This is a genomic window from Rosistilla carotiformis, assembly GCF_007753095.1.
GTDB lineage: Bacteria > Planctomycetota > Planctomycetia > Pirellulales > Pirellulaceae > Rosistilla > Rosistilla carotiformis.
On record NZ_CP036348.1, the window covers coordinates 749,227 to 771,765 of the forward strand.

The 22,539-nt window shown below is 55.5% G+C and carries 14 protein-coding genes; 3 read left to right on the forward strand and 11 right to left on the reverse strand.

Translation table 11 applies throughout. The features are described from left to right. Positions 1 to 98: 98 nt before the first annotated feature. From Poly24_RS02695 to Poly24_RS02710, 4 genes are all read right to left on the reverse strand, one after another. Positions 99 to 1,157, reverse strand: a complete 1,059-nt coding sequence (locus tag Poly24_RS02695) for a PA0069 family radical SAM protein (protein ID WP_145090073.1) — start codon at positions 1,155 to 1,157, stop codon at positions 99 to 101. Between the two features lie 132 nt (positions 1,158 to 1,289). Beyond that, complete coding sequence (locus Poly24_RS02700; protein WP_197452273.1) at positions 1,290 to 2,405, reverse strand: WD40 repeat domain-containing protein; 1,116 nt, start codon at positions 2,403 to 2,405, stop codon at positions 1,290 to 1,292. A gap of 16 nt (positions 2,406 to 2,421) precedes the next feature. Beyond that, the gene (locus Poly24_RS02705) at positions 2,422 to 3,699 is read right to left on the reverse strand and encodes a DUF1501 domain-containing protein (RefSeq protein WP_145090080.1); all 1,278 of its coding nucleotides are present in this window, start codon (positions 3,697 to 3,699) and stop codon (positions 2,422 to 2,424) included. 9 nt (positions 3,700 to 3,708) lie between these two features. Further along, positions 3,709 to 5,286 (reverse strand): DUF1553 domain-containing protein, encoded by a 1,578-nt coding sequence (locus Poly24_RS02710; RefSeq protein WP_145090083.1) that lies wholly within the window; start codon positions 5,284 to 5,286, stop codon positions 3,709 to 3,711. A 404-nt stretch (positions 5,287 to 5,690) separates the two neighbouring features. On the opposite strand from Poly24_RS02710, the gene Poly24_RS02715 reads away from it, so the two are divergent. Together Poly24_RS02715 and Poly24_RS02720 are read left to right on the forward strand one after the other, a co-directional pair. Next, positions 5,691 to 8,960 (forward strand): DUF1553 domain-containing protein, encoded by a 3,270-nt coding sequence (locus Poly24_RS02715; protein ID WP_197452274.1) that lies wholly within the window; start codon positions 5,691 to 5,693, stop codon positions 8,958 to 8,960. Positions 8,961 to 8,980: 20 nt separating this feature from the next. Beyond that, a complete protein-coding gene (locus Poly24_RS02720) occupies positions 8,981 to 10,456 on the forward strand; it encodes a DUF1501 domain-containing protein (protein ID WP_145090090.1) in 1,476 nt (491 codons plus the stop codon). A 523-nt stretch (positions 10,457 to 10,979) separates the two neighbouring features. Here Poly24_RS02720 and Poly24_RS27750 read toward each other — a convergent pair. From Poly24_RS27750 to Poly24_RS02745, 6 genes are all read right to left on the reverse strand, one after another. Further along, positions 10,980 to 11,807, reverse strand: a complete 828-nt coding sequence (locus tag Poly24_RS27750) for an ATP-binding protein (protein ID WP_391556903.1) — start codon at positions 11,805 to 11,807, stop codon at positions 10,980 to 10,982. 126 nt (positions 11,808 to 11,933) lie between these two features. Continuing rightward, positions 11,934 to 12,596: an ATP-binding protein gene (locus tag Poly24_RS27755; RefSeq protein WP_197452275.1), complete on the reverse strand. Its 663-nt coding sequence runs from the start codon at positions 12,594 to 12,596 to the stop codon at positions 11,934 to 11,936. A gap of 16 nt (positions 12,597 to 12,612) precedes the next feature. Continuing rightward, on the reverse strand, positions 12,613 to 13,380 hold the full coding sequence (locus tag Poly24_RS02730) for a hypothetical protein (RefSeq protein ID WP_197452276.1): 768 nt from the start codon (positions 13,378 to 13,380) through the stop codon (positions 12,613 to 12,615). A gap of 2 nt (positions 13,381 to 13,382) precedes the next feature. After that, a complete protein-coding gene (locus tag Poly24_RS02735; protein ID WP_145090093.1) occupies positions 13,383 to 14,588 on the reverse strand; it encodes an ISAs1 family transposase in 1,206 nt (401 codons plus the stop codon). Between the two features lie 176 nt (positions 14,589 to 14,764). Next, the gene (locus Poly24_RS02740; RefSeq protein WP_197452278.1) at positions 14,765 to 15,106 is read right to left on the reverse strand and encodes a hypothetical protein; all 342 of its coding nucleotides are present in this window, start codon (positions 15,104 to 15,106) and stop codon (positions 14,765 to 14,767) included. A gap of 34 nt (positions 15,107 to 15,140) precedes the next feature. Further along, positions 15,141 to 16,550, reverse strand: coding sequence for a DUF2130 domain-containing protein (locus tag Poly24_RS02745; protein WP_145090096.1), 1,410 nt, complete (start codon positions 16,548 to 16,550; stop codon positions 15,141 to 15,143). Positions 16,551 to 17,598: 1,048 nt separating this feature from the next. Between Poly24_RS02745 and Poly24_RS02750 the strand changes: the two genes are divergently transcribed. Next, positions 17,599 to 19,434 (forward strand): glycerophosphodiester phosphodiesterase, encoded by a 1,836-nt coding sequence (locus Poly24_RS02750; RefSeq protein WP_145090100.1) that lies wholly within the window; start codon positions 17,599 to 17,601, stop codon positions 19,432 to 19,434. Between the two features lie 329 nt (positions 19,435 to 19,763). Here Poly24_RS02750 and Poly24_RS02755 read toward each other — a convergent pair whose 3' ends face one another. Further along, positions 19,764 to 22,412 (reverse strand): M16 family metallopeptidase, encoded by a 2,649-nt coding sequence (locus tag Poly24_RS02755; protein WP_231753443.1) that lies wholly within the window; start codon positions 22,410 to 22,412, stop codon positions 19,764 to 19,766. Positions 22,413 to 22,539: the final 127 nt, after the last annotated feature.

Genomic DNA, 22,539 nt, shown 5'->3' on the forward strand with positions numbered 1-22,539 from the left:
GCGAAGTTTGTGCGCTGCCAGATTGCAACGGTGTTAATAGGAGCTCCAAGCCGCGGAGGCGGCTTCAATGCTCGGGCAGGCGAAAAGCCGGTACTCCCCTAAAACAGATTCATCTGCTGCGGGCCGGCGTTGGGATTTTGGAAACGCGTGCTATCGACTGGAGGTAGCGGTTTATCCAAGCCATGCTTTTTTGCGAACAACTGAAACATCTGTTTGATCTGTTCAGCGATCGTGCCCGAGCCACGCATGCGTTGATTCCACTGCGAGTCGTACATCGAACCATCGCGTGTCTGCCGGACGCGGGCTTCGATCAATTCCTGCTTTTCGGGCTGCGTTCGTTGCAACCATTCGCGAAACACGGGCTCGACCGTCAGTGGCAGTCGCAGCAGTATGAAGTTTGCCGTCGCGGCTCCCGCCTGTCGCGCTTGATCGAGGATTTCGGGGATCTCCGAATCGTTCAGGCCAGGGATTACCGGAGCGACCATCACACCAACCGGCACGCCCGCTTCGGCGAGCATTCGCACTGCCCGCAGCCGCGCCGAAGGGATGCTAGTCCGCGGCTCCATCGCCCGGGCTAGTTCGGGCTGCAGCGTCGTGATCGACAGATAAACGTGGACCAAATTCTGAGCGGCCAATAACTGCAGCAGATCCAGGTCGCGGACGACCAACGCATTTTTGCTCACGATCCCAACGGGCTGCTGGTATCGCAACGCAACCTCCAGACATTGACGCGTCAACCGGAACTGTCGCTCCGCCGGCTGATAACAATCGGTCACGCCGGAAAAACTGATGGTCTCCGGCTGGTATGACTTGCGATTCAGGAACGTTTCCAGCAACTGCGGCGCTTTGTGCTTGACCATGATCTTGGTCTCAAAGTCGAGCCCCGCGTTGAAGCCAAGAAACTCGTGCGTGTTCCGGGCATAACAGTAAGAGCAACCGTGGACGCAGCCGCGATAGGGATTGACGCTGTAGCGGAACGGGATGTCGGGCGATTTGTTCTCCGACACGATCGACTTCGAATCGTCGGGCAGATACTCGATCTCCCGCCGATCGTGCGTGGCGAGATGTTCCGCGTCCCACTGCAACTGCTCAAGATCTAACTCGCGACGAATCGACTCGAATCGATTGGGCGGGTCGAGCTCGGATCCGTGTCGCATCGGCTGTATCGTCGAGGGGAAGAGGATAAGTTTGTTGACCGATGCAGTCTAACAGGCCCAGGCAAACACTGCGATCCGCAGTCCCCGGGGACCTCCAACGCCGAAACTCAATGAAAGAGGCAGAAGCTACCGTCACCCCTTGCTCGCCTCCTGCGTGGTTATTTGCATCAAGTGGATCCGAGAACTGCCCCCCGGGTACTCTCCTCCTTTTAAACCGCGGCCATTGCCGTTGGGAGCGTTGCAAATCAACAACGCAAGGCGTTCGCCATCGGGATGAGGACTCAACGAGAATCCATTGCTCAGCTTCTTGTCGATCAACGCGGCTTCCTCCTCCTCGGGGTGCCAAAGCCAAAGAGGGCCCTTTCGCGGGAACGCCGACGAACATGCAACAAGATGTCCCGACCGATGGAAGATCGCATCGTAGGCAAATCCGTCGTTTCTGTCGCCGACAGGCATTTCTCGTTCAACAGTCCCCGTTTCCCAATCGAAGACCATCACACATGGAATGCCAGTGGCAAAACCGCCGCGAGGTTCCTTTTGACCGATTGCCGCCAAGCGATCCCCGCGAGGGCTGAAGACCAGCCGACGTACGCCCCCGCATTCTTGATTGTTGTGTTTTTGGTAGAGCGGAGCCGCACCTATTTCACGGACGACTTCGCCCCTCTCTAGGTCCCATTGTCGGATCACGCCAAACATATCACCCGAAACGAGGCTCTTGCCGTCGGGAGTAAACGTCAAGCTCATCACCTTCGATCCATGCGTCCACTCGGATACTTTCGCTCCATCGCCCGTCGACCACAGTCGCACGACACCATCGTTTCCGGAAGTCGCAATCTGTGCTCCCGACTTCTGTATCGCGATGGCACGGATCCATCCGTCGTGGGCGGTCAAGTGTTTCCAAAGCGGTTCGCCGGCTGCGGCTTGCGCGTAGGGATAGCAGGCCAATTGGCCCCAAGAATCGACGGTGAATAGATGGCCCACGATGGGATGGAATACCATTCCCGTGAGCCAGCCATTGTGTCCGGTCAGCGATTCGGCAGCCGTAAGTCCAGTAGGATTTTCGTCGGTCGGATCGCCCACCGCCCAGCGCACGATCGTTGCATCTTGCCCAACGCCGACCAGCCATTGACCGTCGGGAGAAAAACGAGCCTCCAACAGCACGCGGTCGTACGGGATCGGGTCGCCAATCGGTTGCAAAGTTAGTGGCGGCGCGTCGGCGGTCGATTGTTTTTGTTGACTGTCAGCCATCAGAGTGAACATCCCGTTAAGAGAGCAATTCGGTAACCGCGCCAAAGTCATCATGGGCAACGGGCAATGGTTGCCCCTGGTTGATGTATTCCATGTGATCTTTTGGAATGCCAAGTGCCTGGAACCAGGTGTGGAACAGATGACCGATATCGTGTTCTGGTCCTTCGACAAATGTCCCCAGATCGTTGGTCGCCCCAACGACAGCTCCCTTCTGCAGTCCGCAGCCAGCCATCGCCACCGACCATGCTTCGGGCCAGTGGTCGCGGCCGCAGTGGGAGTTGATGCGTGGCGTGCGTCCAAATTCACTCAACACGATGACCAAAACATTGTCCAGCAAACTTCGGTCGGCGAGATCTTCGATCAGGGCGGCAAAGGGTTGATCGAATTGCCGATGCAGGCAATCGCTGGCGTTAAAGTGATCCCCGTGGCTGTCCCAATGGTACGAATTCACTTTGACAAAGCGTACGCCCGCTTCGATCAATCGACGTCCCATCAACATATGACGCCCCAATTCATGACTGCCGTAACGCTCGACATCTTTCGCCGAAACTTTCGACTCATCAAACAGATCCATTCGCCGCATCAAGGTTTGCGCGATCTCATACACACTGGTATCGGCCGCAACTTCATTGCTGAACCGTTGTTGGCCGAAACGTTCGTTAAATCGCGTGCGAAGCTCCTGACGTAACTGATATTCTTCGGCGGTCAACGAAGGATGGGGCAGCAGATTCGCGGGCGGCTTAGCGTCTCCCAAAGCAAGTGCACCATAAGCTGGTCCAAGGAACCCGGCATCGGCGGTTTTGAATCCACCGCTTCCAGGTTTCACCCAAACATAAGGTGGCAATCCGGTTCGTGTGGGTCCCATCAGCTTGGCGACCGCCGATCCTAAATACGGATAGACGACGCCGCGATTCTTGGGATCGCCACGATTGATCCGCGCCACGCCCGCCGAATGACTGTTGTCCTGCGTATGAACGCTGCGGAGGATCGCCAAATGATGCATTTGCATCGCCGTTTTCGGAAACAGTTCCGAGATGTGAATCCCAGGTACCGACGTCGGGATCGCTCGGAAAGGACCTCCAAATTGTGTGTTCGGTTTCGGATCCCAACTCTCCAATTGGCTCATCCCTCCATCGAGCCAAATGCACAACACTTGGCGGTCTTTGTCGCGGAGGTCCTCGGCGACAACAGGCCGCAACATGCTGCCCAGGCCTAGCGTCGCGGCACCGGCGCCCAATAAGCGACGACGCGAAAGTCGATGTTCGTGCGGACGGCAAAGAGGTGATTTCGACATAGTGATCTTTCAGTGATTCACATTAAATTCCGTGGATGCCAACAACGCCCATATCCAGTGCTGCAGATGCGATTCGCGTCGATCCGCGGGCACGGTTAGGAAATCCGCAAGTTCTCTTCGCTCTTCGTCGCTGGGGAAACGACTAACAACCGACAGATACAATTCGTCCGCCACAGCGGTTTCCTCTTCGATCGCCATCAATCGGTCGATCAAATTACCAGGCTGACGCTCTATCGCCGCAAGCACCTCCTTGTCATTGGCAAAAAATAGAGCGCTCCGCACCGAGGGATGGCGATGGTCTTCATGCTCGCGAGCCGGGTTAGCCAAGGCGGCAACGAACAAAGGATTCAGACGCGAGATGAATTCCGATCGTTCGTCTTCATCCCTTCCGGCTCCAATCGCCTCCGCAAAACTTGTAACCGCTTGTTCCGCAGAAAGACGCTTGGGAATTGCCACTTGATATTGATCCGGTTGGATTTCCTGGATGTCCGTGTTGGAATCTGCGACGCGACTGCTGCGTTGGTAGGTATCGCTGAGTGCAATCTCCCGGAACAGCCATTTCAGATCAAATCGATGCGCCGCCAATTCCGACGCCAACAATTCCAGCAATTCCGGATGCGATGGGAGATTGTCGGCGTGATGCGAATCCAACGGTTCGACAAGCCCGCGGCCGAGCATCAAATGCCAGATGCGATTGGCAATGTTTCGAGAAAACGGAGGATTTGTTGCGGTGGGCAATTCGTTGGCGACCAGCCCCAATGGGCTGTAGTCGCGATCCTCGGGCAATTCGCTGGGTATTTCAAACTCCTGGCCAAACGGAATGCGTGGTCCCGTGGCCACGGGGGACGAATCGAATACCGACACAAACTCCAGCTTCTCGGTCAGCGGCTTTTCGGCAACCAACGGAATCGGACCACCCTTCGCGGGTTTGAGGGTTTGTGTGACGGCCAGCAGCCCTTGGAAATCTAACTGTTTGTATTCGTCTACAAGGAGATGGTCATGGCACTGCGCACATTGCAGATCGACTCCTAGAAACAATCGCCCGATGTCGCTCGTCAGTCCGGGATGATCGATTGGATTCTGCCCATACTTTTCCAGCCTCTTCGTCAAGAAGAACGAAGCACCTTGGTGACTATCGTGCGAAGGTTGCGGTTCTAACATCGCCCGCACCATACTGTCCCACGACTTGTTTTCCTTAAACGCAAGTTCCAAGAACATCTGCCACGATTCGTGATCACCTCGGCGTTCCATTAACATCACATGAAACGCCTGCTGCATGCGGGTCACATAGGTTGGCGCTGCCAACAGTTGGTCGATTGCGCGACTGCGTTTATCTGTAGAAGGATCGGCTAAAAATTTGCGAGTCGCTTCCGCGGGAGGGATCGTCCCTGCGAGATCGAGCCAAACGCGCCGAAAGAATTCCGCGTCGTCGGCGATTCCAGCCGCAGGTTCATTTCCCCGCTGTTTTGCAATGATTTCATCCACCTGTTCATGCAACGTCGCGCCTTCATCGCCCCAGACAGGACCTCCAAGAATCAACAACCCAACCAAGGTGAAGCCGCGGAATCGTGAGCAAGTTCTTCGCATGGGAAGGCTCTTCTGCAGGTGGGGAAATCAGGGGGGGCGGCAGTCGAATTCATCGAGGCCGAGGCTTCGCTTGCCGTGCAATGTGGCATGTATCGCCGTCAACGGGCTATTAACTGCGTTCATTTTGACGGCAAATGGTCGAGGCAGGTATTCAACGTAGGCTTCCAGATCGTGTCATGCAACAAAATTCTTGGATCTCAACGTTTTGCATTTGTCATTGATGAACCGCGTCTTTGCCTCCCTCACGCGACCATGACAAATCCAAGTTTCCATTCGAGGCAGCCACCGAGGATTCTTGCTACAATCATCGGCCCCCACCGAGGCGGCGGATTGCACGCGAAACCATGACTTTACTTCCTAACAACAGGAATGGCAGTCAGTCCCAACAAAGGTGCGCCCTCCCCATGTCGACTCTATCGACGCGAATCCTACTGAGTTGCATCGTCCCGTTTACCATTGCGTTATGCGAACGCTCGGCCTGCGCTGTCGATTATCTTTCCGACATCAAACCGTTGTTGGAAGAGAAGTGTTACGCCTGCCATGGGCCGCTAAAAGCGCAAGGCGATCTGCGACTGGACACCGCCGTGGCATTGATCGCTGGCGGTGGATCGGGAGCGGCAATCCAACCCGGTGATCCGGCGGAGAGTCTGTTGATCGATGTGCTTACCGGCGAAGCGGGTTATCAAATGCCGCCGGAGAACGAAGGGGCGGTGATGACGCCCGCGCAGATCGATCTGTTTCGCCAATGGATCGCCGACGGCGCTCCCTCACCGGCCGACGAAGAACCGGCGGCCGATCCCAAGACCTGGTGGTCGTACCAACCGATCGCTCGGCCGCCGTTACCCGAGATCGACGATCCCAATTGGCCTCGCGATGGGATCGACTATTTTGTTGCGGCGCGGCGTCAGGCCAACGGACTGCCTCACGCGCCCCCCGCCGATCGAGCCACTTGGTTGCGGCGGGTCTATCTGGATCTGATCGGCCTGCCGCCGACCGTCGAACAGCAGCAGGCGTTCTTGAACGACGACAGCCCGATGGCGTTTGAAGCGGTTGTCGACGAACTGCTGTCGCGTCCCGAATACGGTCAGCGTTGGGGGCGTCACTGGATGGACGTGTGGCGGTACAGCGATTGGTATGGCAGTCGCGGGAGCAATGAGATCCGCTACAGTCAGCGACACATCTGGCGTTGGCGCGATTGGATCGTCGATTCGCTGAATGACAACAAAGGTTATGCGGCGATGGTCCGCGAGATGTTATCGGGGGACGAACGGATCGATCCGGCCGATCCAATGTCGTTGGCGGCGACAGGGTATTTGGGGCGCAGTTGGTACAAGTTCGATCGCGATGTCTGGTTGTTCGAAACCGTCGAGCGGACCGGCGAAGCGTTTTTGGGTTTAACGCTCCGTTGCTGCCGCTGCCACGATCACAAATTTGATCCGGTTTCGCACGAGGAGTACTTTCGTTTTCGCAGCTTCTTCGAACCGCACGACGTCCGCACCGATCCGATCTCGGCGCTGACGGAGATGCAAAAGGACGCAACGCTTGGGATGGTCCCGACCGATGGGATTCCATTGGTTTACGACAAAAACGCCGACGCGCCGACCTATCGCTTTGAACGCGGCGACAGTCGTTTTCCAGACAAATCGAAAACGCTGGAACCGGGCGTGCCGCAGGCCTTGGATGGGTCGATCGATCTGCAACCGATCGACTTGCCGGCGCTGGCGTGGTATCCGATGCTTCGCCCCGAAGTCCGCAAAACGTTGATCGAAAAAGCAACCTCCGAAGCGGAAGCGACAGCCGCGGCGTTGGCGGATGCTCAGGCAACGCTACGTGAATTGCAAGACAAGCCGGCGGCCGAATCGCTCGCGCAGCAGTCGGATCCCAAGGAAGAGGCCAACGACTTGGTGCTCCTTCACGACAACTTCGACGCTCCCAATCCCAAGCTGTGGCAAATCCAAAGCGGCAATTGGAAAGTTGAAGAGGGGAGCCTTTGGCAGACCGATGTCGGCAGCTTTGCCACGATCGTCGCCGATCTCATGTTGCCGTTGGATTTTAAGTTCCGCTTGCGTTATCGAACCCTTGCACCCGGATCGTATCGATCGATAGGACTGAGCTTCGATTATCAAGACGCTGGCAATTCGCAAGACGTTTATACGAGCGTGAACGATTCGAAGCCCAGCGTGCAAGCGTTCCATCGCCAAGGCGGACAACAGGCCTATCCGGCGGAAGGAATCGTCTACACGCCGCTGAAGGTAGGCGAAGAGATCGTGTTGGACGTGACGGTTGTTGGCTCGCAATTGACGATCGATCTGAACGGGACGCGAAAGTTAGACTATCAAATGCCGATCGCGCGGCGCAGTGGCAAGTTGGCGTTGTGGGTGCATCAGGGGGCGGCTGAGTTCCTGGAACTGGAGGTGACTCGTTTGCCGCCATCGGCCGAGACCATGGCGTTACAACAACGCGAGGCCAAACACGCTGTCGATTTGGCGCGATTGAAGCATCAAGCGGCACAGGCTCACGTCGAATCGACCCGCTTGCGGATCGCGGCGGAAGTGAAGCGGTATCTCGATCCGCAGTCGGCCGAGGAACCGGAGGATCTCGATCGATGGTTGGCGGCGGCAGCGGAGGCTGAGGCGCGGTTGAGAGTCTGCGAGGCGGAGGTCGAATTTTTTGAAGCCGCTCCGTCAGCTGAAAAGCTGGAGGCGGCGAAAGCGAAGCTGGCGGCGGCAGAAGCAAAATTGAACGATCCCGTAAATCGGGACTACGAACCGCTGGGACCGCAGTTTCCGCGAACCAGCACCGGGCGTCGGAGTGCATTGGCCGATTGGATCGTCGATCCGCAGAACCCGCGAACCGCACGCGTTGCCGCGAATCATCTGTGGGGGCGGCACTTCGGCCAGCCCTTGGTGGCGACAACCGAAAACTTTGGGCTCAACGGGCGAAAGCCATCGCATCTGCAACTGCTCGATTGGTTGGCCGACGAGCTGATCCGGAACGACTGGATGATGAAACCGCTGCATCGGCAGATCGTCTTGTCGGCGACTTATCGCATGTCCAGCGATCCGCTGCCCGATGGAAACGCTGCGGCGTTGGAGATCGATCCGGAGAACCGATTGCTGTGGCGAATGAACCCGCGGCGTATGGAAGCGGAACTGGTTCGCGACAGCACGTTGTTCCTGGCTTCACGTATCGACTTAGCCTTTGGTGGTCCCGAGATTCCAATCGCACAGGGCGATAAAAGTCTTCGCCGCAGCCTGTATCTTCGCAACACGCCCAACGAGAAGATGCCGATGCTGGAGGTGTTTGACGTCGCCGATCCGAACGCTTGCTATCGGCGGCAGGAGAGCATCGTGCCGCACCAGTCTCTGGCGATGATGAACAGCGGGCTGGCGATCGATGCGGCGCGAACGATTGCTCGGCGGTTATCGGATGCTAGCGATTTTGTCGATGTTGCGTTTGCAACGATCCTTGCTCGGCGACCAACTGCCGCGGAAGCAGCGAGTTGCAACGCGTTCCTGAAATCGCATGCGGAGCTGTTGCAGCAAACGTCGGGAGAAACGTTTCCCGGTGCCGACACGGCGACAACGCCGCGAGCTGCCGACCCGCTGCAAGCCGCTCGCGAGAACCTGATCCATGTGTTGATGTTGCACAACGATTTTGTCACGATCCGATAAGGCCAAGCCTGGGACTCACGATGACTTTAAAAACGCAAAACGCCGCGTGTGGCCGGACCGAACGTCGGCAATTCCTTTCCGACTTTGGGCTCGGTTTCACCGGGCTGGCGCTGGGGGCGATGATGCATCGTGATGCTGCGGGATCGACAGCGGCGGATGCGTTGCGAGGGGTACCGCATTTTGCTCCAAGAGCCAAAAGCGTGATCTGGTTCTTCATGAATGGTGGCACCAGCCATCTGGAATCGTTTGATCCAAAACCGGCTCTGAATCAGCATGCAGGGAAGACAATCGATGAATCGCCGCATGGTCAGGCGATCGTCGATTCACCCTACTACCGTAAGAACGTTGTTGATTTTGGTGGCAAGCCGCGGGCGATGATGTCGCAGATCTATCCGATGCAGGTTGGGTATGGACCGCGTGGGGAGAGTGGGATCGAGGTCAGCGATTGGTGGCCGCACGTGGGCGATTGTATCGACGACATCGCGCTAGTGCGTTCGATGTGGACGACCGACAACGACCATGCGGCCCAACTGCAATTCCATACCGGCCGGCACATTTTTGATGGCTTCTTCCCATCGATTGGTTCGTGGGTGCATTATGGCCTGGGCAGCCTGAACGACAACTTGCCGCAGTTCATCGTGATGGGCAACCCGCCGGGAGACTGTTGTGGCGGCGTGGGAGCTCACGATGGCAGCTATCTGGGGCCGCAACACGCTGGCGTTCAGATGACGAGCGATCCCAAGCGGCCGCTGGCTTTTGGGACGCCCGGTGCCGGAACGCGAATCGCTCAACAACGCGATCAATTGAACCTGTTGGACGATTTGCACCGGATGACTGCCGCGGCGCGGCCCGACGACGAAGCGTTGCAGGCCCGCATCAAGGCGTACGAGCTGGCGTTTCGGATGCAGATGTCGGTCCCGGAGATTGTCGACCTGAATCGCGAGACGAAGCAGACTCAGGCGATGTACGGGCTGGATGTTAAGGAGACGCAGCAGGTTGGACGCCATGCGTTGACGGCTCGGCGGTTGGTCGAACAGGGAGTCCGGTTTGTGCAGATCTACGATGGTGGCGGTGGTGGAGGCGGTTGGGACGCGCACACCAAGCTCAAGGAGAACCACGCCAGAAACTGTGCTCGCGTCGACAAACCGATCGCGGGGCTGTTGAAAGACTTGAAGCAACGCGGGTTGTTGGAAGAGACGTTAGTCGTCTGGGCGACCGAATTTGGTCGGACTCCAGGAGCCGAGAAATCGGATGGCCGCGACCATCATCCCTACGGATTTTCGGTTTGGATGGCGGGCGGCGGATTGAAGGGAGGGATCGCGCATGGAGCCACCGACGAACTCGGCTTCCACGCGGTCGAAGATCGCCACTACGTGACCGACATCCACGCCACCGTCTTGCACCAGCTGGGGCTCGACCCACGCAAACTCTCCCTCCCCTCGCAGAAACGACTGGAGATCGACTACGGCAATCCGATCGACGCGATCATCGCGTGAACGCAACATAATCGTTATCCGCCCGTCGGGGCTTGGCGGACTCGTTGTTTTATCTGTACTTGAAGGTGTTGGACCAATGGGGTTTACAGAGCTGACGTTAGATCACATCAAATGGCAGCGTTATCGCCGCAGGGCAAATCACGGTTTAAGTTTCGGCATGATTGGTAACCCGTCGCGTAAGCAAGGACCGTGAGAATTCCTTGCTTACGCGGCGGGTTACCATTTCCTAAGACGCTCCCATTTGAATAAGTGATTGGCCAGGTCATCACCGAACCCAGGCGACCTCAGTTGGTGCCCTGCCTCATCCCCCCCCAAAAAAAAATGAGACAGCCTATTGGCATCGCAAAAATGCGAACGGAAATTCTTCGTGGTGAAAAGCTTCCCGGATCAGATGCTTTTCGTTGTGCGTCATTCGATGGCGGCTACAAAATTTGCCTGTCCTCAAGTTCACCTGTCACTTGTACCACTCTGCCTTTATTGCCACGAAGTCCATATCCTTCCACTCCTCCTTCCAAAGCTCCCACTACGGAATATCATTGGAAGATGGGGCGTCAGAACACGGGTCGACCTGGACGATTGACGGAAGGATTATCGATTCCCCTACAAGTAGGGCTTCACCCTGTCGAAAGGAGGTCATTTTGTCGATTAGCGAACCGAGTGAGTCCGGAAGCAACTTCTTAACGTAGCCTTGGTCTGTTGGATTCGTTAGGCGCATAGCGATGAAGTTGCTGCATTGGGAGAAAATCGTTTCAGATATCTCGGAGGGACGCTGGCTCGCGAGCAGCAAGGTAACACCGTACTTCCGGCCTTCCTTAGCGATCCGCTCAATAGAGACCTTAGACGAACGATACCTGGAGAGATCGCTGTTTGGCACATATTTGTGCGCTTCCTCATAGACCAGCAGGATTGGTGCATCGTTGTTGATTTTCTCGCTCGGGTTGTTGGCACAACGCAGGCGTTTGTAAATGTACCCATGTTCGAATACTAGGCGAGAAATGAGCGAGACCGTGATACTCAGTACCTCAAATGGGACACCGCTGAGATCGATGACTGTGACATTCGAATTGTTTTGCGATGGGTAGCCAAGGAATGTCTGAAGCGTATCCTCAAACGTAATACTATTCGACTTCTCTCCCAAGAAAAATTCGAGCCTGCTGTCGTTAACTTTGTTCTCGAGCCGGTTTACGAAGTTTGTCAGCTTTCCATGAAGGCTGCCTTGAGTACGTTTTGGCTGGCCACCCTTTTCCTTGTTACTGGCCGCGTACAGCTCTCCCGTATCAACCATCTCCTCATTCTTTGCGATTGCGTACGCAAGAACCTCTTTGATGTCAAACCGGACAGGCGTGTCCAAATGAATCTTTTGCTTTTCGGCTTCCGATCCGGTGCACTTTGAACGACGGTCCTTAATAATCGCCTCCTTAAAGATATTCCTCTGATTGTGGTCGTTGGCTTCGGTGTCGAGAAAAAATTCCTCTAGTTATTCGCTGTTGAGCATCCAGTATGGCAAGACCAGATTCGATATGTCAATAAAGTTTGCGGAAGGGAATGCTGACTTGTACTCCGAGTGAATATCAAAAATGATCACGTGTGAGTTGTTGAGTGAGAAGTCCCCTCCTTTTTCTTCTACTGCTTTCTGGATGATGGTGGCTAAAGTGTGCGACTTACCGGAACCGGTGGAACCGACTACGGCAATATGTTTGTTAAAGAACTTATTTCCGTTGACCGGAACCGGGACGTTCTTGTTCGATGCCAGCGTCGCAAAGCTGAACCTTTCTGCCTCAGGCACTGAATCGCCATAAATTTTCTTGATGTCGTCGATAGTTGCAGGCCGGACTTCCTTTGGCGGAATCGCGAGCGAGTCGCCGCCGCGTTCGAATTTACCGCTCCTAAGGATGCCAAGTGGGAAGGCTTCGATGATATGGTCCCGCTTCCCATCTGCACTGACTACGATCTGGAAGTTCTCGATAATGGCGATCAGGATTGCGTTCTCGTTGTCCGCAATCTTTACATAAGAGCCAACCTTAAGCGACTCTTCCGCTATCTTGAAGTCTTCAAGGTCGTCCACTACGATGCGAACCTTGTCGGGGAACACTGCGATTACCTGAGCATTGATTTGCTCTTCGTTCTGTGTGTGGGGCATGCTAACTGGCCTATGGTTAGATTATGGATTTGACGTCCGACATTTTTTCTACCTGAATCTTGATGTGCCGGACTGACAGCTTCTCGTAGTTAAAATAAACTTTGCCTATGTGGAATTGATAGATACATTGGGTCTTGGTAATGGCATCCACGACTTGAATGACGTTGGGAAGGGTGTTCAAGATCTTGATCTTTATCCCATTGCCATGCGTCGCTTTCTGCGTGACTGAGTAATGGCTGAAGTCTGCGCCGTGGAAGTCATGGCCGTCAATGAGCTTGAATCCTTCCGCGCTGAGTTCTCTCTTCAACGCGAGCAACTCGTCGTCTGCTATACCGTGGACGTAGATGTACGGGCAGAAGGGGGAAGGCTCTCGTGGGGACAGCTTGCCCCATTTCTTAGAAAGCTCTAAAATTAGGTGCTTGAGGTCACTCCGAATGTACGAGTTAGCGTCTGCTTCGATTAGGAAGAATCGCTCATGCGGGGATACGTTGAGCTCCGTAAAGTATTCCTTGCGGAGCGCCGCAAGATAAGCTTTCTTGCCCTTCTTCTTGACGAACCACTTGTCGAATAGGATCGTGGATGTGTCAATTCGTTTCAGGAACTCCTTCTTCGTAATTGTCCGGTCGACCGGTGCGGCCTTGATCGAGAGTTCGCGGATAACAGCTAGTGCGTTGTTGTAGTAGAAATATTCGGCTTCGAACGGCGTACCTCCGCAAATCTTTCTAATAAGAGCGAGCACATCTCTAAATTGTTCGTCAAACTCCTTCGCCCAGGGCAATCGCACGTTCAAGCCCTGTTAAAACCGGCATAAATGGCATCAAGAACGGTTTCGTCCCAGCCCGCACGGAGTCGTTTGCCGCGAATCGAGTCTTTCACGGTTGTGTCCTGCTGCAAAATATTCAACGCCATTCGGCGAAAAGCAGCGGAGATTTCTGGTGAACTGCCCGCGCGAATTCGACTGGCGTCTTCGGAAAAAGTTACATCCAAAATGTAGTGTTCGCTGTTCTCAATCTTCCAGTGATCGCGAATCCGCCGGCTCAGCTTTTTCACCTTGGGCGGCAGGCTGCTAATGAAGTACGTCGCCTCGGAATGCCTCACATTGCCATCGTCACGGACGCGGAAGATCATTCCAATCGATTTGATACCGGCCCAGTCAGCAAAGAGCGGTTCGCCTGGAACGGCGATTGTGTAGTACTCACGGCGCTCGTCGCGACCACGCGATGTTTCCACCGTTACATGCTTGCGTAATCCTTCGACACGGTATCGCTGTTCACCATACTCAAGGAACAGTTCTGACAATCGATTCGCAAGATTCCCTTGGTTACCTTTGACCGTCAGAATGTAATCTGCCTCTGCGGCGACAATCCGTTTGGCGGTCTCTTTCTGGCAATGCATCGCGTCGAGCGTGACCACGGATCCAGCAAGGTCAAGCAGTTCGAGCAACTGGGGAACGGCAGGAATTTCGTTGCTTTTATCGTCGACAGGCATTTGTCGGAGCACCAGCTTTGTCTCGGTGGCAAAGGCGGTAATGGTATGTAGTGGGCTCTTGCCCGCAGCGTGATCAAATGAGCCACGCAAGACCTTCCCGTCGATGGCAACACCTTTGTCTCGCAGCGAACTGGCAAAATGATCGACCCATTGATGCATCGCTGTGAGAAACTCTCCGGTGTCGAGGTTCGAGAAGACGCGGCCAAGGGTGTCGTGACTAGGGATTCCATTGTCGAGTTTGACATAACGTCGAAACCAATCGATTTTTGCCTTGGCGAAGCGCTCCACATCAACCCAGCCGTTCGCACCGCAGACCGCAGCGGTCAGCGTGATGAAGATCATTTCCACGAGATCATAGTTGTGGCCACGATCAACGCGCGGATCGGTAATGTTTTCAAAACATTTTGAAACAATTGCAGCTGGCCCAGTCATCGATAAACACCTCCGTGCAGGAACAACAAAGCTTCTCGTCGAAGCAACTTGACTCAGCCAACCTCCACGCAATACTTAGACCAAAAACAAAATCGACGTACGATTGCCCTGCTCCTTCGCCCTAACGTCGATGGTCAAGCGTTTTAGAAATTCCTCAAGATTGGCATCGGAAAGGCCAAGCTCAGAGTGGTGGTGTCGCGTAACCTTGGCAGTGCCTTTTCCCTTTGAGTACGTGAGGAAATGTTTTTTCAGGAAATCGACATCGATGTCACAATCCAATTTTTCCTGGCCCGATGCGTAATGGCCCCTAATAGAGTAATAAACATTTGGCTCGTTCCCGACAAGTTCTCCTTGAAGTGGGACACCATGTGCTTTACCGCATCTTTGATTTCGGAGTGGTTGTACTCCGTCTTCGCATAATACTTGCATTGGGTGGCCGTAACCTCGGTTGCGGTCCGGATGTCGATGTCTTCGGTGCATTCGATCTCCACGGAATCGTCCGGCGACGTCAGTTGCAACACGCTGAGGATTGACAGATCGAATTGGTAGAAATAGCCTCGAATGGTGTCAACGGCGCTTCTGTCAGTCATGGCATATCCGATGAATATTCATAGCGTTTCCGACCTACTCGTTATCGGAAGGATTTTGATTCTTGAGTTCGGCAAACTTTGCGGCCATTGTGGGGTTACCCTTTGCCAGTTTTTTGACCGTTAAGTCATCGGCTTTGTTGTTGGCAAGGCGTAGATTGTTTTCGGATCCTAGTAGCGCGTCTTTGGTCTTCTGAAGATGGTCGATGGTTTTATCGATCTCCTGAATAGCTGTCTTGAATTTCTTGGACGCCAGTTCGTAGTTTCGAGCAAAGCCGGTCTTAAACGCATCGAGTTCATTCTCGAAGTTTGTGATATCGGTGTTCTGTTCTTTCACTAGTGCGAGCTCTTTTTTATACATCAGCGAGTTCTGGGCAGCGTTTCGCAGCAGTGTAACGATCGGGATGAAGAATTGCGGTCGGATTACATACATCTTCCGGAAACGGTGGGACATATCGACAATGCCAGAGTTGTAAAGCTCGCTATCTGGCTCAAGAAGCGACACGAGAACTGCGTACTCACAGCTCTTTTCATTTCGATCTTTATCGAGCTCTTTAAGAAAGTCTTCGTTCTTTTTCTTAGAACCTGTTTCGTCACTTTCGTTCTTCATTTCGAACATGATAGAAACGATTTCGGTGCCAGTTTCGTCCGCGTCGCGAAAAATGTAATCGCCCTTGCTGCCGCTCCGTGCATCGTTGTCCTTCTCGAAATATGCCCGTGGAAATGCCGTCGCTCGAATGCGGTTGAACTCTGTATCGCAATGCTGTTCGAGAGTTTCGCCAACCATCTTGGTCGACAGGCGAGCTTTCATGTCACGGAGACGATCGATCGCATCATCTCGATCTTTGATCTGCGTCTCGTACTTGTCCTTGAGGGACTTCTCTGCAAGCTGCTTTTCAAGTTCGGATCGCTCGAGGCAGCCCCTCAGTTCATCCCTCTCTCTCTCGGCCCTACCAACGGCCTCGGAAATCGCAAGCTTCTGCGCAACCTCTGTGGCGCTAAGCTTCGATGTCAGCTCTTGGATCACAGCGTCCTTCGTCGCGGCAGCCTTCTGTAATTGATTTAAAAGGTGCGCCTCGGCCAGTTTCGCAGCAGAGTCCCTTTCCCGCAGTGTTTTTGCAAGTTCGTTCGCCAGCGTGTCACGCTCTTTTTCAACACTGCTGAGTGCCTCGGTAACGGCTAGCTTGCGCGTTATCTCCCCTGCGTCGAGCTTAGCTTTCAGTTCCTGGATTTCGGAATCCTTGGCTGCGGCAGTCTTTTGTAACTCGCCAGTGACTTTACTCATGGCTAGCTCAACGGCATTCTGCTTGTCCGCCTCAGCCAGTTCAAGGCGCTTATGCAATTGCTGCTCGAAATCGCTATCGCGAACCTGTTTCAGAATGTCCGCGTACCCAGCTTCGTCAATCTTGAACGCTTTCCCGCAGTGAGGGCATATGATTTCGTGCATGTTTACGTAACCCGTATCCGTTATAGGTCTCTGTTAATTTCCGTGGTCCGTCCCTCCATCACAAGCGGCGCTGTCCGACGCTCGACCTACTTGCAAATAAGGTGGGTGCGGACTCGTGTCTGGTACTTGACTTCGTTTTTGTTCGTCAATTCGTTGGCGGTGGGCGATCGTTGATTGGAGTGAGGCGGTGCGATGGTGTCGAATCGGATGTGTTGGCATCGGCTGCCGCCGTCTCATGATCGCGCCTTACATCGGATGCGGTTTCAATCATGAAAGACTTTTTGCTTCGTTCGGAAAATACGGCAAGTCAGTATCTCGAATACGTTCTCATTCAAATGAATTTGCGTTGAAATGTTAGCTAGCGCCGTCGTTGTACTTGGGTGGCATACTACCTGCCTTGGTGGGATCGAGCAATCCGCAGTGAGGCCGGAAAAGGGTGCGGACTCGTTTCGGTGTTTTACTATCGATTCAGCATGTGAATGGATGAAGGTATTCGCGTGCGGTTCGCATGAATGGCAGCGTAGACGAGTGCAGTTCATCGCTGCCGCCCCTATCGGGGCTTGGGAGATGTGTTTGGCTTTGCGATTCCCACGGCTCGCACCGTGGGCTACTTGCTGTCGTCCCTGCCGGGACTGGTAAGCAGAGACGGTTTGATTTGTGCTGGGTGCCGGTTTGTTTGGTAGGGTTCGGTGATCGGCATAGAGTGCGGAAGTTGTTTCGTTGGTTTGCTCTCAATCGGGCATGTGGGTGGAAGAAGGCATTCGCGGTGTTCGCGTGATTCGTGGGCAGGGCTTCTGAGGTACGTTGCTGCCGGCCCGCCGGGGCTTGGGGGATGTGTTTGGCCTTGCGATTCTCGCGGTTCACTCCGTGGGCTACTTGCTGTCGTCCCTGCCGGGACTGGTGCGCAAAGACGGCTTGGTTTGAGCTGGGTACCTGTTTGTTTGGCGCGATCGATGGAGCGCGTTCGGTTGGCTGGCGAAATCTTGGTTGGCTCGATAAGCTGCGGCGGTGAATTTTTCCTATCCGCCGCCTGTTTCCGGGAACACCGATGTTTCAAACGGTCTGCCGCAATCTCTATTCCTGCTTCCGGACGCTGCTGGCCGTCGATCTGATCTTCAAGCTGGCGGCGTTTACGCTGCTGACGCCTGCGGTCAGTTTGTTGTTTCGGGTGTTCTTGAGTCTTTCCGGGCGGAGCGTTTTGGCCGACGCCGATATCGCTCGATTCCTGTTGCACCCGACGGGTTGGCTGGCGGTGGTGATCGTCGGCGGCGGGGTGTTGGCAGTGTTGGCGATCGAGCAGGCTGTGTTGATGACGGTTTGCCTGGGGGCGGACCAGTCGCTGAAGATTCGACCGAGCCGAGTTGCGATCTTTGTGGCAGAGCGGACGCGGCAGGTGCTGTGGCTGACGACTCGCGTCGTCGCTCGCGTGGCGCTGACCGCGTTGCCATTCCTGGCGGTCGGCGGCGGGCTGTTCCTGTTCCTGCTGACCGATCACGACATCAACTTCTATTTGACCGCCAAGCCGCCGAAGTTTTGGCTGGCCGTTGGTTTGATCGGAGCTGTGTTGGTCGCGATGGCGGTGGCGCTGTTGTACCGCGTCAGCGGATGGGCCTTTGCATTGCCGCTGCTGTTGTACCGTGGACTTTCGCCAACCGAAGCGTTGGCCGAAAGCAAGCGTTTGGCTAGCCCGCATCGCTGGCGGATCGTCGGTTCGCTGGCCGTCTGGGCGATCAGTAATCTTGCCCTTGGATTTTGCCTCTCGCTGCTGACGACATCGCTGGGTGAAATTGTGTTGCCATCGGCAACCCGAACCATCTGGACCTTGATCGCAGCGGTCGGGATGTTGTTGGCCATTTTCGGCATCGCAAATTTCATCGCCAGCCTGATCGCCAACGCGTCGTGCGCGTCGCTGTTGGGGATGCTGTACTTGCAGCATGTCGATGAGCCCGGCCAGCGGTTGGTAGAGATGCCGACGTGGGGCCAGTGGAATGGCATCCGATTGACCGGCGGGCGGATCGCTTCGGCGGTTGTGATCGGCGGATTGGTCGCTGCCGTGTTGGGCGTGTTGACGCTCGAATCGATCTCGATCGAGGATCGAGTTCAGATCACTGCGCATCGCGGCGGTGCAACGCATTCGCCCGAAAATACGATGGCTGCGTTTCGCCGAGCGATCGAAGATGGCGCCGATTGGGTCGAGATCGATGTGCAGGAATCGAGCGACGGGGTTGTCGTCGTGGCGCATGATTCGGATCTGAAAAAGGTGGCGGGCAATCCAGTCAAGATTTGGAATGCGACAGCGGAAGAGCTTCGCAGCATCGACATCGGCGGCTACTTCTCCGCCGACTACACGTCCGAGCGGATGCCGACGCTGGAGGAGGTGCTGGCGTTGTGCAAGGACCAGGTTGGCGTGAACATCGAACTGAAGTATTACGGCCACACCGATCGACTGGAGCAGCGGGTCGTCGATTTGGTTGAGCGGTTTGAGATGGAAGATCAGATCGTGATCATGTCGCTGGATGCCAAAGGAATCGCCAAACTGAAGAAGCTGCGTCCCGATTGGATTTGCGGACTGTTGACCGCGGTGGCTGTCAGCGATCTGACTCGCGCCAACGTCGACTTCTTAGCCGTCAACACGTCGCTGGCGACGCAGTCGTTCATCAACGCGGCTCATCGCGTGGGGAAGACGGTTTCGGTGTGGACGGTTAACGACGCCAGGACGATGTCGGCGATGATCAGCCGCGGCGTCGATAACCTGATCACCGACGATCCCGCTCTGGCTCGGAAAGTACTCGCCGAGCGGGAGACGATGAATCCGGTCGAACGCCTGATGTTAGAGCTGGCGTTTCAGTTGGGTTTGCCGATGCCAGCGGGTGCACCGCAGTGAGCCGTTTTTCGGGCCGAGCAGCGATACGATGTATCGCCTGGTGATAGATTTCCCAGCCGTGAAACGGCGGTAGTTTAGCTGCGGGCGTGAGCCCGCAGATTTCAGTGTGCATCGATACGTTCAGCCGCGAAGCGGCGATAGCAATCGAATGCTGCCGCCGCTTCGCGGCTGATGCGCGCTCTTGAACGCTCTCGATCCGTGGGCTGATGCCCACGGCTAGATGCTGCCGCCGGCTTCGCGGCTAATGCACGCGATGGAACGCTCCAACGTGGGCATTGGCCAGCGTTGAAGCGTTGCGTCGTTTCGCGCGATTGCGGTGTTGGAGCTTATTACTCTTTCACCTTAAAATCACCGGCGACCGAGATGATCAAACGCTCGGGGTCGATGTACTTCTTCAAGGCGGCGTTGACCTGGTCCTTGGTGACCGCAGCGATCTTCTTCTCCTGCTGGTCGGTGAAGGCCATCGTCCGATCGGTGAACATATTTAAGACCAGTTGCGACGCGATGTAGCTGTCGTCGCTGCGACGGACCGATTCGCGTTGCAGATACCCTTCTTTGGCTTTCGCCAATTCTTCGTCGGTGATTCCGTCGGCAAGGATCTTGTCGATCTCTTCGCGGATCACCGTCATCAACTTGTCCTTGTTGTTGGGGTTCGTGATCGCAAAGATCGTGAACTCGCCGCGGTCATCTTTGGTGCTCACGCTGAAGCCCGATCGGATGCCGTAACTGAGCCCTTCCTGTTGCCGCACGCGATCGCCCAAGCGGCTCGACAACGCACCGGCACCGAGGACGTAGTTGCCCATCACCATCGCAGTGTAATCGGGATCGGTGTCGCTCATCACATACTGCTGACCCGCGTAATAGACCGCGTTGGCCTTGTCGGGCGTGTTGATCGTTTTGACTTCGCCCGGCAGATCGGGGTGGGCTGGTCGGTCGATGCGGACATACGGATGATCCGACTTCCAGCCTTCCAGAGCTGGCTTCAGTTTCGATTTGATCAGCTCGGGATCAAAGTCGCCAACAACCGCCAGTTCGGTCGATTGGCTGCTGACGAAATCGTTGTACAGTTCGCGAACCTCGTCGATCTTCAGATCCTTGTACATCGCGATCTCTTCTTCGAGCGTCGGACGGTAGCGGACATCGGTCTTCGGATAGGGCGTCAAGGCTCGGCGCGTGGAGATCGGCGCCAACGCTTGTGGTTCGCTCAACTGGCTCTCCAGTCCGGTGATCGTTTGCCGTTTAAGAACGTCCAATTCGTCCGCATCCAACCGCGGCTTGCGGATCACTTCGGTCAACAGATCGAGGACCTCGGACAGTTGCTCGCGGTTCGTTTTGACGCTCACCTGCAACAGCCCCGTGGTGCCGCTGAGGCTGATCTGAGCCCGCAGTTTGGCGACCTTGTCTTGGTACTGTTGGTAGTCCAACGATTCGGTTCCGCGAGCCATCAATTGCGGCAAGACGTCGGCGGCGATCACGCGCGGTTGCAGGCTTTCGGGAGTTCCATAACGCAGAGTCAGCATCAAATTGACCGACGCTCCACGCGTCTTCTTGGGCAGGAACGCGTATTCAACCGTGTCGGTCAATTCGCCGTGCTCGGTCCGCTGGTCGATCGCGAGCGGCGAGGTGTCGAAGGCTTCGCCCGCTTGGATCGTTTCACGCCCTTTGTAGTCGGCCAGCAACGCGTTCAAATCGGGAGCTTCGGGGATTGTGATTCGTTGGGCTTCGTCGGATGGAATGAACAACCCGGTGGTGCGGTTGTTGCGGGTCAGGTATTTCACGGCCACAGCTTGGACATCTGCTGCAGTCAGCGCTTCCAAGCGATCGCGGAACAGGAAGTACAATCGCCAATCACCCTGGGCGGCCCAGTTGGAAAGCGAAACGGCCAAGCGATCCGAATCGGCAGCCTCTAATTCGCGACTCTTCAACAATTGCTGACGCGCTCGTTCGACCTCTTCTTCGGTTACCGGTTCCTCTTCAAAACCGTGCTCCATCGTCAACAGCAACTGCTGGCGAGCGACCTCGATATCTTTGTCTTTGGGGACTTCGGCCAACGCCATCGTCAGACCGGGATCATGGAAACTAAAACCAAACGAATAGACGTTGCTCGCCTTTTCGGTTTCGACCAGCGATTTGTAAAGCCTTCCGCTCGGTTCGTCTCCCAAAACGTACGACAACACTTTGGCCGCAGCGTATTCTTCGTGGCTGCCGGCGGGGATGTGATAGACAGCCCCCACCCATTGGACATCGCCGACGCGGCGGAGCACGACGGTTCGTTCACCATCTTGTGGCGGTTCGACGGTATAGGTGCGATCGATCGGGGTGTCGGGGGTTTCGAGCGAGCCGAAGTACTTTTGCAGGTACTCGAGCGCTTTGTCGGGATCAAATTGTCCCGCCACGGTGACCAGAACGTTGTCGGGACGGTAGTACTTCTTGTAGAAACGACGAAGGTTGACCACTGGCACACGTTCGATATCGCTGCGGTTGCCGATCGTGCTCTTGCCATAGTTGTGCCATTCGTAGGCGGCCGATTGCATGCGTTGCATCAGAATCCGGCTGGGATCGTTCTCGCCACTCTCGAACTCGCTGCGGACGACCGACATCTCGCTGGCCAGATCCTCTCCCTTGATCGTGCTGTTGACCAAGCGATCGGCTTCCAAGCGGAGCGCGAACTCAAGGTTCTCGTCGCTGGCGGGGAGCGTTTCGTAGTAGTTTGTGCGATCGGTCCAAGTGGTGCCGTTGAAGCGGGCGCCGTGATCTTGTAGCAACTTGGGGATCTCGGGGTGCGATGGAGTCCCTTTGAACAACATGTGTTCCAACAGGTGAGCCATCCCGGCTTCACCGTAGCCTTCGTGCCGCGAACCGACGAAGATCGTTACGTTCACCGTCACAACCGGTTTCGACGGATCGGGAAACAAGAGGACCTTGCATCCGTTGTCGAGTTTATATTCGCTGATTCCTTCGATTTCCGTAACTTTCATGGGGCCCTCGCCAAACGTGTGGGGCGCACAAATGGCCATCAGGGCAACAAGGCCCGTCAACAAAAAGGTTGTGCGATTCACAGTGGTATCCTTATTTCGAATCGTAATTTGCGGAACGCGCTTGCGC